This window comes from Ramlibacter sp., from assembly GCF_028292805.1.
Taxonomy (GTDB): Bacteria; Pseudomonadota; Gammaproteobacteria; order Burkholderiales; family Burkholderiaceae_C; genus Ramlibacter.
In genome coordinates this window covers 1-11,919 of record NZ_JAQGLS010000039.1, presented here as the reverse complement: position 1 = coordinate 11,919, position 11,919 = coordinate 1, and the positions used below count along the sequence as shown (strand labels likewise).

13 protein-coding genes are annotated in these 11,919 nt (G+C 71.8%); 8 read left to right on the top strand and 5 right to left on the bottom strand.

The window, feature by feature from the left end:
• On the bottom strand, positions 1-394 hold a 394-nt coding region (locus JWP65_RS02030; protein WP_299759857.1), incomplete at its 3' end, for an AAA family ATPase.
• 94 nt (positions 395-488) lie between these two features.
• A complete protein-coding gene (locus tag JWP65_RS02025) occupies positions 489-1,202 on the bottom strand; it encodes a DUF1045 domain-containing protein (RefSeq protein WP_299759856.1) in 714 nt (237 codons plus the stop codon).
• 78 nt (positions 1,203-1,280) lie between these two features.
• On the opposite strand from JWP65_RS02025, the gene phnG reads away from it, so the two are divergent.
• Genes phnG through JWP65_RS01990 form a run of 7 tightly spaced genes read left to right on the top strand, consistent with a single transcriptional unit; the run spans position 1,281 to position 6,960 of the window.
• Positions 1,281-1,736, top strand: coding sequence for a phosphonate C-P lyase system protein PhnG (phnG, locus tag JWP65_RS02020; RefSeq protein ID WP_299759855.1), 456 nt, complete (start codon positions 1,281-1,283; stop codon positions 1,734-1,736).
• Complete coding sequence (gene phnH, locus JWP65_RS02015; protein ID WP_299759854.1) at positions 1,733-2,326, top strand: phosphonate C-P lyase system protein PhnH; 594 nt, start codon at positions 1,733-1,735, stop codon at positions 2,324-2,326. The genes phnG and phnH overlap by 4 nt, the downstream gene beginning before the upstream one ends.
• Positions 2,326-3,432 (top strand): carbon-phosphorus lyase complex subunit PhnI, encoded by a 1,107-nt coding sequence (locus JWP65_RS02010; protein WP_299759853.1) that lies wholly within the window; start codon positions 2,326-2,328, stop codon positions 3,430-3,432. Before phnH ends, JWP65_RS02010 begins: the two co-directional genes overlap by 1 nt.
• A complete protein-coding gene (locus JWP65_RS02005) occupies positions 3,433-4,320 on the top strand; it encodes an alpha-D-ribose 1-methylphosphonate 5-phosphate C-P-lyase PhnJ (protein ID WP_299759851.1) in 888 nt (295 codons plus the stop codon).
• A 41-nt stretch (positions 4,321-4,361) separates the two neighbouring features.
• Positions 4,362-5,114: a phosphonate C-P lyase system protein PhnK gene (gene phnK / locus JWP65_RS02000; protein ID WP_299759858.1), complete on the top strand. Its 753-nt coding sequence runs from the start codon at positions 4,362-4,364 to the stop codon at positions 5,112-5,114.
• Positions 5,111-5,803 carry a phosphonate C-P lyase system protein PhnL gene (phnL, locus tag JWP65_RS01995; protein ID WP_299759849.1) on the top strand — a complete coding sequence of 231 codons (693 nt, stop codon included), beginning with the start codon at positions 5,111-5,113 and terminating at the stop codon, positions 5,801-5,803. Before phnK ends, phnL begins: the two co-directional genes overlap by 4 nt.
• Positions 5,804-5,820: 17 nt before the next feature.
• A complete protein-coding gene (locus tag JWP65_RS01990; protein ID WP_299759847.1) occupies positions 5,821-6,960 on the top strand; it encodes an alpha-D-ribose 1-methylphosphonate 5-triphosphate diphosphatase in 1,140 nt (379 codons plus the stop codon).
• A 33-nt stretch (positions 6,961-6,993) separates the two neighbouring features.
• On the opposite strand, the gene JWP65_RS01985 is transcribed toward JWP65_RS01990, so the two are convergent.
• The 3 genes from JWP65_RS01985 to JWP65_RS01975 are packed head-to-tail and all read right to left on the bottom strand — an operon-like array spanning position 6,994 to position 9,790.
• A complete protein-coding gene (locus JWP65_RS01985; RefSeq protein ID WP_299759845.1) occupies positions 6,994-8,028 on the bottom strand; it encodes a pirin family protein in 1,035 nt (344 codons plus the stop codon).
• Between the two features lie 46 nt (positions 8,029-8,074).
• A complete protein-coding gene (locus JWP65_RS01980) occupies positions 8,075-8,551 on the bottom strand; it encodes a peptidylprolyl isomerase (protein ID WP_299759843.1) in 477 nt (158 codons plus the stop codon).
• Positions 8,552-8,569: 18 nt separating this feature from the next.
• On the bottom strand, positions 8,570-9,790 hold the full coding sequence (locus JWP65_RS01975) for an MFS transporter (protein WP_299759841.1): 1,221 nt from the start codon (positions 9,788-9,790) through the stop codon (positions 8,570-8,572).
• Positions 9,791-10,014: 224 nt separating this feature from the next.
• Between JWP65_RS01975 and JWP65_RS01970 the strand changes: the two genes are divergently transcribed.
• Positions 10,015-11,919 (top strand): DUF6600 domain-containing protein (locus JWP65_RS01970; protein WP_299759839.1); only part of this gene is annotated, 1,905 nt, incomplete at its 3' end.

The following is an 11,919-nucleotide window of genomic DNA, read 5'->3' as shown; positions in this document are numbered from 1 at the left end:
CGCGCGCCTGCAGCCGTTGCCGCAGCAGCGGGTCGGGCGCCGTCACCAGCACGCACCGCACGTTGTCGCAGTCGGCCAGCGACAAGGCGTGCGCGCGCGAACCGTTGACCACCACCACCTTGCCGTCGGCCACCGCGTCGGCGCAGGCTTGCGGCACTCCGTAGGCGCAGCCATGCGCCTCCCAGTGCCAGGCCAGCGCCCCGCGCGCGCGCAAGGCCTGCATCTCGCCGGCGCTGACCGGCTCGTGGTCGGAGGCCGGGTGGGCCTCCCGCGTCACCAGCCGGCGGGCAAAGCGCACGCGCGGATGGCGCGCGAGCGCGGCCTGGGCCCAGCCGATCACGCTGTCCTTGCCGGCGCCGGATGGCCCGCATACGATCACCCAGCAACCAGTCATGGACAAGCTCCCCCTGGATTGCCCGCCGCGCGGTCTGCTTCTGCCGCCTTCGCAAGCGGCGGGGGCTCGGTGCCTTGGGGCGGTCGTGCGGCACTCATGGCACCAACGCCTCGTCGTGGATGCGCAGAAACGGCGCGTGCGCATGGTCTTGCCGGAACAGGCACAGCCGATCCAGGCGGGCACAGCCGGCGGCGCCGTGCTGCAAGGCGTCCACCGCCTCGGCCGCCCGCGCCAGCAGCACCTGCGCGGTGGCGTCGTCGACCTGGCCACTGAGGGTCAGGTGAAAGCGAAAGCGCTCCAGCACGTGCGGGTAGCCGTACCGCTGCAACAGGCTGGCGCCGATCGCATCGAGCGGTCCGCGCCGCGCCAGCTCCGCCTGGGTCAAGGGCGCGCGCAGGTCGTCCAGCTGGAGCACGCAATGCGAGGCCACCGCGTGCAGGCCTTCGGGTCGCCCGGCCGGCACCAGCGCGACGAAGCCGTCCAGCTGCAGCGGAAACAGCGCGCCCAGCGGCACCGCGCCCAACGTGCCCGCCACCTCGGCCAGCCGGCGCAGCAGCAGCTGCTCGCTGGCGCCTGCGCGCAGCCGGAACGGCGCTTTCAGCGTCGCGTGGAAGCCGTAGCGGCGCGGCCCGGCGGTGGCGGCGGCGAAGCGATCGGGCGACAGCCCGGCCAAGCGCGGCTGCGGCAACGCAAGGTCGCGCAGCTCGTCGCGGCCGAGCCAGCCGGCGCCGAACCGCCACCAGGCCGAGTCGACGGCGGGGGCGTGGTAGATGGCGTAGCGCGCTGCGAGTTGGAGGTCGGTTGTCATCAATAGGTCACGGTGAACGGTTCAAGTGCAGTCCTGGGCTTCATGCCTTCGACTCTACGAACCGATCTGGACATCCGTATGACAGTTTCCGATTTTCCGCGAACTCCGCGCCAGCGCTGGCTGGCCGTGCTGGCGCGTGCCCCGCAGGACACGCTGGAGCGCGCCGTGACGCAGTGGCTGCCGGCCGGCGGCGACGAGCTGGTGCGCGCACCCGAGTGCGGCATGGTGATGTTGCGCGGGCGTGTCGGCGGCACCGGCGACGCCTTCAACCTGGGCGAAGCCACCGTCACGCGCTGCGCGGTGCGGGTGGACGCCCACCTGGGTGTGGGCTACGTGCTGGGCCGGTCGCGCCGCCATGCGCAGCTGGTCGCGACCCTCGACGCCTTGCTGCAGGAGCCGCGCCTGCACGGCCGCCTGCTGGACGAAGTGATCGAGCCGCTGGCGCGCCAGCAAGCGGGCCAGCGGACGCAGCGCAGCCGCGAGCTTGCCTCGTCGAAGGTCGAGTTCTTCACCATGATGCGGGGGGACGCATGAGCAGTCTCCCATGGGCCGGACTGCAGGATCCGGTGCACGACGCGCAGCAGGCTTTTCGCATCGCGCTGGACGCCTTGGCGCGGCCGGCGCGGCCGCAGCTCGCCGGCCGCCTCATCCCCCGGCTGCCGCTGGGGGCCGCCATGTCGCACCTGCTGCTGGCACTGGCCGACGAGGACACGCCGGTCTGGTGGCAGCAGGCCGATGATGCCCTGCGCTACTGGCTGCGGTTCCACACCGGCGCAGCGGCCACCGACGATCCGGCGGCCGCCACCTTCGCGGTGGTCACCGACCCCGCGCGCATGCCGCCGCTGGAGTGCTTTCGCACCGGCAGCGCTGGTGCGCCCGACCAGTCCTGCACGTTGTTGATCGAGGTGCCCGCGCTGCGCGGGGGCACCGAGCTGCACGCGCACGGCCCCGGCATCCAGCACCGCGAGACGCTGTCGCTGGCCGGCCTGCCCGATGCCTTCTGGCCGCAATGGCAGGCCAGCCACGCCGGCTTCCCGCAAGGCGTGGACTTGTTCTTCACCTGCGGCGCACAGCTGCTGGCCCTGCCGCGCAGCACGCGCGTCGGCCCGCTGGAGACCACCTGATGTACGTTGCCGTCAAGGGCGGAGCCGCCGCCATCGAAAACTCCTGCCGCCTGCTGCAAGGCCAGCGCCGCGGCGACCGCGCCGTCGCCGAGTTGCAGGTGGCCCAGATCGCGCAGCAGCTGCCGCTGGCCGTGGACCGCGTCATGACCGAGGGCTCGCTGTACGACCGCGAACTGGCCGCCCTGGCCATCAAGCAGGCGGCCGGCGACCTGGTGGAGGCGATCTTCCTGCTGCGCGCCTACCGCACCACGCTGCCGCGGTTCGGCTACGCGCTGCCGCTGGACACCGCGCGCATCCACCTGCTGCGTCGCATCTCGGCGGCCTTCAAGGACGTGCCGGGCGGCCAGCTGCTGGGGCCGAGCTACGACTACACGCAGCGCTTGCTGGACTTCAGCTTGCTGGCCGAAGGCCGGGCGAGTACGCCGGCGCCGGCGGCCGAGCCGCTGCCGCAGGCGGTGCCGCGGGTGCAGGACCTGATGGCGCGCGAAGGGCTGGTCGAGGTGCCCGCACCGCGCGCGGGCGCCGAGCCTGGCGACCTCACGCGCGAGCCGCTGATGTTCCCGGCCGACCGCCCGCTGCGGCTGCAGGCGCTGGCGCGCGGCGACGAAGGCTGGCTGCTGGCAATGGGCTACTCCACCCAGCGCGGCTACGCCAACGGCCATCCGTTCGTCGGCGAGATCCGGCGCGGCGCGGTGGCGGTGGAGATGGTGCCGGACGAGCTTGGCTTTGCCATCGACATGGGCGACGTCGAGATCACCGAGTGCCAGATGGTCAACCAGTTCGCCGGCAGCCGCGAGCTGCCGCCGCAGTTCACGCAAGGCTACGGCCTGTCGTTCGGCGGCAGCGAGCGCAAGGCGATGGCGATGGCGCTGGTGGACCGCGCCCTGCGCGCCCGCGAACTCGACGAGACCATAGAGGCACCGGCGCAGGACGAGGAGTTCGTGCTGTCGCACGCCGACGTGCTGGAGTCGTCCGGTTTCGTGCAGCACCTGAAGCTGCCGCACTACGTGGACTTCCAGGCCGAACTGGAGCTGGTGCGCAAGCTGCGCGCCGCCCACGCGGCGCCCGCCGTGCAGCCCGATGCAACCGGAAAGAAGGTGGCCTGAATGGACGATGCCTACAATTTCGCCTTCCTGGACGAGCGGACCAAGAAGATGATCCGCCGCGCCATGCTCAAGGCCGTGGCGATTCCCGGCTTCCAGGTGCCGTTCGGCTCGCGCGAAATGCCGCTGGCCTATGGCTGGGGCACTGGCGGCATCCAGCTGACGGCCAGCCTGATTGGCCGGCCCGACGTGCTCAAGGTGATCGATCAGGGCGCCGACGACACCACCAATGCCGTCAACATCCGACGCTTTTTCGAGCGCACCACCGGCGTGCCGACCACCACGCGCACCGTCGAGGCGACGCTGATCCAGACCCGCCATCGGATCCCCGAGACGGCGCTGACCGAGCGCCAGATCCTGGTCTACCAGGTGCCGATGCCCGAGCCGCTGTACCGGCTGGAGCCGCGCCGGACGGAGGCGATCCGCATGCATGCGCTGGCCGACTACGGGCTGATGAACGTGCGGCTGTACGAAGACATCGCGCAGCTGGGCGCCATCGCGCGCACCTACGACTACCCGGTGCTGGTCGACGAGCGCTACCTTGCCTCGCCCTCGCCGATCCCCAAGTTCGACAACCCCAAGATGCACATGAACCCCGCGCTGCAGCTGTTCGGCGCCGGCCGCGAAAAGCGCATCTATGCCATCCCGCCCTACACCCGGGTGCGCAGCCTCGACTTCGAGGACCACCCGTTCGAGGTGCAGCGCTGGGCCCACGCCTGCGCCCTGTGCGGCTCGCGCGCCAGCTTCCTGGACGAGATGATCGTCGACGACGCCGGCGGCCGATTGTTCGTCTGCTCCGACAGTGACTTTTGCGGCGAGCGCCAGGCCGGCGGCCACGCCGGCGCGCAGCAGGTGGTGCGGCTGCGCGATCCGCTGGAGGCCGTGGGATGAACGACGTCCTGTTGCGCGCCGGTGGCGTCGGCAAGCAGTTCATGCAGGGCGGGCGCGCCCGCTGGGCCTGCCGCGATGTCCGCTTCGACCTGCATGGCGGCGAGGTGCTGGCGGTGGTCGGCGAGTCCGGCTCCGGCAAAAGCACGCTGCTCAAGCTGCTGGCCGGCCGGCTGCCCTGCGACGAAGGCGCGGTTTCCTACGACATGCGCGACGCCCAGCAGCAAGGCGGCCTGTGCGACCTGGCCTCGCTGTCGGAGGCGCGGCTGCGCTGGCTGGCCCGCACCGACTGGGGCTTCGTCGAGCAGCAGGCGCGCGACGGTCTGCGCATGAACGTCTCGGGCGGCGCCAACGTCGGCGAGCGCCTGATGGCCCTGGGCGGGCGCCACTACGGGCGGCTGCGCGGCGAGGCGCTGCACTGGATGGAACGGGTCGAGCTGGACACCGGCCGCATCGACGACCTGCCCGGCACCTACTCGGGCGGCATGCAGCAGCGGCTGCAGATCGCCCGCAACCTGGTCACCCGCCCGCGCCTGGTGTTCATGGACGAACCCACCACCGGCCTGGACGTCTCGGTGCAGGCGCGGCTGCTGGACCTGCTGCGCGAGCTGGTCGAAGACCTGCACCTGTCGGCGGTGGTGGTCACGCACGACCTCGCCGTGGCGCGCCTGCTGGCCCACCGGATGCTGGTGATGAAAGATGGTCAGGTGGTCGAGCAGGGCCTGACCGACCGCGTGCTGGACGACCCCCAGCACCCTTACACGCAACTGCTGGTCTCCTCGGTGCTCACCCCATGATCCCTGTCCTTCAAGCGCGCGGCCTGGCCAAGACTTTCACCCTGCACGGCCGCGGCGGGGCCCAGCTGCCGGTGTTCGCCGGCGTCGAGCTGGCGGTGGCGGCCGGCGAATGCCTGGCGTTGACCGGCCGCTCGGGCAGCGGCAAGAGCTCGCTGCTGCGCTGCCTGTACGGCAACTACGGCGCCAGCGCCGGCACCGTCACCGTCCTGCACGAAGGCCGCGGCGTGCAGCTGACGCAGGCGCAGCCGCGCGAGGTGCTGGCGGTGCGGCGGCACTCGCTGGGCTACGTCTCGCAGTTCCTGCGGGTGATCCCGCGGGTGTCGGCGCTGGACGTGGTGGCGCAGCCGCTGCGGCAGCTGGGCACCGCGCCCGAGGCGGCCCGCGCGCGGGCCGCGCAGTGGCTGGCGCGCCTGAACCTGTCCGAGCGGCTGTGGGACCTGCCGCCCGCCACCTTCTCCGGCGGCGAGCAGCAGCGCGTGAACATCGCCCACGGCCTGATCGCCGGCCATCCCATCCTGCTGCTGGACGAACCCACCGCGTCGCTCGACGCCGCCAACCGCGCCGTGGTCGTGCAGTTGATCCGTGAGGCCTGCGCGAACGGGGCCGCGGTCATCGGCATCTTCCACGACGCGCAGGTGCGCGACGCCGTCGCCAGCCGTTGCCTCGACATCGAAGCCTACCGATCCTGAATCCACCCCGAGTCATCATGAACCAACGCATCATCCGCAACGCCCGCATCGTCACCGGCACTGACAGCTTCCTGGGCTGCGCCGTGATCGAGGGCGACACCATCCGCGCCATCGACCCCGGCGGCAGTTCCCTTGCCGCAGCCGAGGACTGGGACGGCGACTGGCTGCTGCCGGGACTGGTGGAGCTGCACACCGACAACCTGGAAAAGCACCTGGTGCCGCGCCCGGGCGTGATCTGGAACGCCACCTCGGCCACCGTCACCCATGACGCGCAGTGCGCCGCCGCCGGCATCACCACGGTGCTGGACTCGATCGTGATCGGCGACATGGACAACGGCGGCACCCGCAGCCAGACCTACGAAACCTCCATCGCCGCGCTGCATGCCTGCCGCCGCGACGGCCTGATGCGGGTCGACCACATGCTGCACCTGCGCTGCGAAATCTCGGCCTGCGACATCGTCGCCAACTTCGAGCGGTTCGCGGACGATCCGCTGGTCGAGCTGGTCAGCGTGATGGACCACACGCCGGGGCAGCGCCAGTGGCGCGACCTGGCCAAGTACCGCCGCTACACCGAGCGCAACGGCAGCCTGCGCGACCACGAGTACGACGAGCTGGTGCGCGAGCGCATCGAGCTGCAGGCGCGCCATGCCGCCGGCCATCGGGCCCAGGTGGTGGCCGGCTGCCATGCGCGGCGGATTCCGCTGGCCAGCCACGACGACACCGAGGTCGAGCACGTGGAGCTGGCGCGGCAAGAGCAAGTGGCGGTGGCGGAGTTCCCCACCACCGTGCGGGCGGCGCAGGCGGCCCGCGCGGCCGGCATGGCGATCGTGATGGGTGGGCCCAACCTGGTCAAGGGCGGCTCGCATTCGGGCAACGTCTCGGCCGCCGAACTGGCCGCCAGCGACCTGCTGGACATCATGTCGTCCGACTACGTGCCGGCCAGCCTGGTGCAGTCGGCCTTCCTGCTGCGCGACCAGCCGGGGTGGAGCCTGCCGCGTGCCGTGGCGACGGTGAGCCGCAACCCGGCACGCGCGATCGGGCTGGCCGACCGCGGCGAGATCGCTGCGGCGCAGCGGGCCGACTACATCCGGGTCAGGGAAGTCGGCGGCATGCCGGTGGTGCGGGGCACCTGGTCGCGCGGCGAGCGGGCGTACTGACAGCCACGCCGTGCCGGCGCAGGCCCCAGCGACTCAGGCCGCGGCCGGTGTTTCCTGCCGCCCATCCGGGTACTTCGCAAACCGTCTCGGCTCGCTGCCGTGCACCGGGGCGGCATCGGCAAATTCCCAGCCGCCGAATTGCGTGCTGCGGTAGTCCTGCATAGCCTGCTGGATCTCGGCCTGCGTGTTCATCACGAACGGGCCGTACTGCGCCACCGGCTCGCCGATGGGGCGGCCCTGCAGCAGCAGGAATTCGGCCGCCGTGTCGCCGGCGACGATCGCCACTTCCACGTCGGCTTGCAGCGTGATCGCGGACTGTCCCCGCACCGAATGGCCGCCGATGGAGGCGGCGTCGCCCTTGAAGAAATAGAGCGTGCGGCGGGTGCCGGCCAGCACCGCCGGTGGCAGCGAGAAACCGGCGCCGGGCTCCATTCGCAAGGTCCAGATGGCGACATCGCTGTCGGCTTGCGCGGCCCACGAGTCCGGTGGCGGCGGCAGCGCGGCGACATCGCCGTAGCGGCCGGCGACCACTGCCACCTCGGTCTTGCGACCTTCGGCGTCGGCCACCAGCCGGCGCGGCATCTGCTCGTTCCAGAGCATGGTGAAGTGCGGCTCGGCCATCTTGCTGCGGCCGGGCAGGTTCAGCCAGATCTGGAACAGCTCCAGCGGATTTTCCTCGTCGGCTTTGAGCAGCGGGAACATCTCCGAGTGCACGATGCCGCGCCCGGCCGTCACCCACTGCACGTCGCCACCGCCGAAGCGCGCGGTGGCGCCCAGCGAGTCGCTGTGGTCGATCAGCCCCTTGCGCACGATGGTGACGGTTTCAAAGCCACGGTGCGGGTGCGCGGGAAAGCCCGGCACGGCGTCGCCGTGGTACATGCTCCAGCCGTCCTTGCGGCTGAAGTCCTGGCCGATGTCGCGCCCGGCCAGCGACGCGGCCGGCCCCATCGCGCCGTTGCCGCGCGGGTAGGCGTCGTCATGATAGGCGCAGAACAGGAACGGGTCAGCCGTTTCCCAGGGGAAGCCGAGCGGCTTGACGGCGAGGACGGGGGAGGTGGAAGAGGACATGGTCTACCTCAGTTGGGTACGCGCCGCCGCGTTTTCAATGCGGCTCTCAGTGGTGGTGGCCGTGCTCGCCATGCACGTGCCGGTGGGCGATCTCCTCGGCCGAGGCGGCCCGCACGCTCACCACCTTGATCGTGAACTTCAGCTCCTTGCCCGCCAGCGGGTGATTGCCGTCCAGGTGCACTTCGGTGCCCTTGATCTTCATGACGTGGAACACGTGCGGCGTGCCGTCGTCGGTGCGGCCTTCGAGCTGGCCGCCGACCTTCACGCCCGGCGGGAACTCGCCCTTGGGGATCACCCGCACCAGCGACTCGTCGCGCACCCCGAAGGCGTCGGCCGGCTGCAGCTGCAGCGTGGTTTCGTAGCCCGGCTCGCGGCCGTCGAGCGCTTGCTCGATCTTGGGCAGCGTGTTCTCGTAGCCGCCATGCAGGTAGACCATGGGTTCGCGGCTTTCCTCGATCAGCTTGCCGTTGGCTTCGGCCACCTTGTAGCGCAGGGTGACGGCGGTGTCTTTGGTGATTTTCATGGCGCCAATTGTGCCGGGTCAGGCGCCATCCTGCCGCGGCGGGGGCGCCGGCAGCAGCCGAAACAGCAGCGCCCCCAGGCCGAGGAAAAAGGCGATCGCCGCCAGCACGGCGGCATAGCGTTCCACACCGAGCTCGATCGCCGCCGCCGCCGCCAGCCCGGTGAGCCACTGCATCAGCGCCACGCCCAGGAACATGGCCATGGTGAACACGGCCATGGCGCGGCCGGTCATGCGCGGCGGGTAGGCCGAGCGCACGTCTGCGTATTGCATGGTGATGAAGCCCGACAGCGTGCCGATCAGCAGCGCCGCCAGCACGTCCACCAGCGCGCCGGGCCGCAGCGCCATCAGCACGAACAGCGCCGCGCAAGCCAGCGTGCAGCCGATGATCCAGCGGCGCCGGCTGCGCTCGCCCGGGTCGAGCCGGCCGAACAGCGGCGGCGCGATGATGCCGGTGGCCGAAATGGCCAAGGCCACGTGGCCGCTTTGCACCAGGCTGAAGCCGTGGCGGTCGATCAGCAGCGGCCCCAGCCACAGCCCGCGCAGCGCCATGAAGGCGGCGTAGGTGAACAGGGCCAGGGCGATGATGCCCAGCGTGTGCGGCAGCCGGAACAGCTCGCCGTAGCCGCGCACGGCGGCGGCCACATCCAGGCGCTGCTGCTTTTCGCCGGGCGCGCGCGGCTCCTCGCCGACCAGTCGCCAGATCGCCAGCCAGGCCAGCGCGGCGCAGGCGGCCAGCGCCAGGAAGCCGGCGCGCCAGCCCCAAGCCTCGATGATCCAGGCCAGCGGCGTGCCCGTCGCCAGCAGGCCGATCGAGCCGATGCCCAGCGCCATGCCGTTGACCGAGGCGAACCGACCCGGCTCGAACCGGCGCGCGATGAACACGGTGCAGGCCAGGAAGGCCGGCGCGCAGCCGATGCCGGTGAGCACCTGACCCAGCACCAGCCAGCCGAAGCTGGGCGCCAGGGCGGTGACCAGCGCGCCGACGATGGCCAGCGGAAACACCGCCAGCACGGTGCGCCGCGGCCCGTACACGTCCAGGCCCATGCCCATGAACAGCTGCAGCGAGCCGAAGGCGAAGTGGAAGGAGCCGGCGAACAGGCCCAGCGCCTGCGGCGTCAGGCCCAAGTCCTGCTGCAGCGGCGGCGCCATGATGGCCGCCACGGAGCGGAAGGCCTGGCTCAGCGCAAAGCTGCCGATCAGCACCAGCAGCATCAGCCAGGCGGAACGGGGCGAACTCATGCGGCGGGCGGTCCGGTCCGGGCCATAGCCGGCAAGGTCATGGAAACTTCGATCAGGGCGGGCAAGCGCCTAGTTTAGGGCGCGGCGCGGGCCGACCCGTCCGCGCAACAAGTCACGCAGCTCTGCAGGCGTGGTCGCCGCGGTTGCGGAAATTTACGCCGCCTTTACTCCGCGGCCCGCTGGTGGCACGTTGTGGATACATGGCTTCCCCACACTTGCACTTCATGGACACCCTCGCCCATCTCCGCTCCTGGCGCCGCCTTCCCTGGCTGGCCGTCTTCGTGCTGCTGTGCACGTCCCAGCTGGCCTTGGCGCAGCAAGCCGAGCCGGAGGTGGACCCGCCCGAGCGGGTCGGCCACCTGAGCTATCGGCAGGGCAGCGTGGTGTTCGCGCCCGAGGGCGACGAAGAATGGGTCGAGCTGCCGCAAAACCGACCGTTGACGGCCGGCGATCGCCTGTGGAGCGACCGCGGCGCCAGGGCCGAGGTGCACCTGGGCCCGGCCACGCTGCACGTGGACGGTGAAAGCCACCTGGGCGTGAGCACGCTGGACGACCTCAATGCCCAGTTCATCCTGATGCAGGGCACCGTCAACGCCCGGGTGCGCGACCTGGCGGCGGGCGAGAACTTCGAGATCGACACCCCGCAGCTGGCGTTCCGCGCGACCCAGCCGGGCGACTACCGGGTCGAGGTCGATCTGGCCGGCGGCCACACCCGGGTGGTGGTCCACAGCGGCACGGCCACCGTGTTCGGCGAGGGCGGCCAGACCGTCAGCCTTGGCGCCGGCCAGCAGGCCGCTTTCGCCGGTCGCTCGCTGGCGCCGGTGCAGGCCGCCGCCTGGCGGCCGGACGGGTTCACGCAATGGGCCGCCGCGCGCAACCGGGCGGAAGACCAGTCCATCAGCGCCCGCTACCTGCCGCGCGGCGTGGTCGGCTACCAGCAGCTCGACGGCCATGGCACCTGGAGCCAGGACCCCAGCCACGGCGCCGTCTGGTACCCCGAGGTCGCGGCGCAGGACTGGGCGCCTTACCGCAACGGCCGCTGGAGCTGGGTCGACCCCTGGGGCTGGACCTGGCTGGACGACGCCCCCTGGGGCTTCGCGCCGTTCCACTACGGCCGCTGGGCCACCATCGGCAACCGCTGGGCCTGGGTGCCCGGCCGCATGGCCCCGCGCCCGGTCTACTCGCCCGGGCTGGTGGCCTTTGTCGGCGGCAACGGGATCGACCTGGGTGTCGGCGTCGGCCCCGCCATCGGCTGGTATCCGTTGGCGCCCGGCGAAGCCTGGTGGCCCAGCTACCGGGCCTCGCCGCGCTACGTGGGCGGCATCAATTTCGCCATCAACCTGACCCGCTATCCGCGTGGCTACCCCGACCATTACCACCGCAGCCACTTCCACGGCGTGACCGTGGTGCGCGAGGACGACTTCCGTCGCGGCCGCCACATCAGCGAGCACTGGCGCCGGGCGCAGCTGGCGAACTTCAACCGGGGGCGGATTGGCTTCATGCCCGAGCGGCCGGACTTTCGCGACCGCCGTGGCGACCGCGACGGGCGCTTCCCGCAGCCGCGGCTGCAATCGACCCCGCCGCGGGTGGAGCGGCAGTTCCGGCGCGACCAGTACGTGCGCCCCGGGCAGCAGATGGAACCCCGGCGTGGCCAGGACCGCGACGACGGCCGTCGCGGCGGCTGGGACCGCAGCGACCGGAATCGGGCCGAACGCGATCGCGGCGAACCGGACCGCAACGAGCGGACGGAACGGACGGAACGCGAGCGCGGCGCCGCTGCCCGTGCAGATGCGAATCGCAACGACCGCGACCGCAACGACCGTGCCGACCGCGACCGCGACCGCGACCGCGACCGCGACCGCGACCGCTACCGGGCCGAGCGCGAACGCGGTGACCGCGACCGTGCCGACCGGCTGCGCGCCGAGCGCGAGCGCGAGGCCGGCGAGCGGGCCCAGCGGTCCCAGGCGCAGTCCCCGGCCGTGCGCGAGCAGGCCCAGGCCCAGCGCGAGCAGCAGCGGCTGCAGCGCGACGCCCAACAGGCTGCGCGCGAACAGCAGCAGGACGCGGCCCGGGCGCGCCAGCGCGAGGAGCGCCTTGGCACGCCGCCGCCGCGCTCGCCGGTGCAGATG

Excerpts from the sequence above, each read along its gene's own strand:
- JWP65_RS01985 (WP_299759845.1), bottom strand. The coding sequence starts at position 8,028 with ATGTCCTCTTCCACCTCCCCCGTCCTCGCCGTCAAGCCGCTCGGCTTC.
- JWP65_RS02010 (WP_299759853.1), top strand. The coding sequence starts at position 2,326 with ATGTACGTTGCCGTCAAGGGCGGAGCCGCCGCCATCGAAAACTCCTGC.
- JWP65_RS02025 (WP_299759856.1), bottom strand. The coding sequence starts at position 1,202 with ATGACAACCGACCTCCAACTCGCAGCGCGCTACGCCATCTACCACGCC.
- phnL (WP_299759849.1), top strand. The coding sequence starts at position 5,111 with ATGATCCCTGTCCTTCAAGCGCGCGGCCTGGCCAAGACTTTCACCCTG.
- phnG (WP_299759855.1), top strand. The coding sequence starts at position 1,281 with ATGACAGTTTCCGATTTTCCGCGAACTCCGCGCCAGCGCTGGCTGGCC.
- JWP65_RS02005 (WP_299759851.1), top strand. The coding sequence starts at position 3,433 with ATGGACGATGCCTACAATTTCGCCTTCCTGGACGAGCGGACCAAGAAG.
- JWP65_RS01980 (WP_299759843.1), bottom strand. The coding sequence starts at position 8,551 with ATGAAAATCACCAAAGACACCGCCGTCACCCTGCGCTACAAGGTGGCC.
- JWP65_RS01990 (WP_299759847.1), top strand. The coding sequence starts at position 5,821 with ATGAACCAACGCATCATCCGCAACGCCCGCATCGTCACCGGCACTGAC.
- JWP65_RS01975 (WP_299759841.1), bottom strand. The coding sequence starts at position 9,790 with ATGAGTTCGCCCCGTTCCGCCTGGCTGATGCTGCTGGTGCTGATCGGC.
- phnK (WP_299759858.1), top strand. The coding sequence starts at position 4,362 with ATGCAGGGCGGGCGCGCCCGCTGGGCCTGCCGCGATGTCCGCTTCGAC.
- phnH (WP_299759854.1), top strand. The coding sequence starts at position 1,733 with ATGAGCAGTCTCCCATGGGCCGGACTGCAGGATCCGGTGCACGACGCG.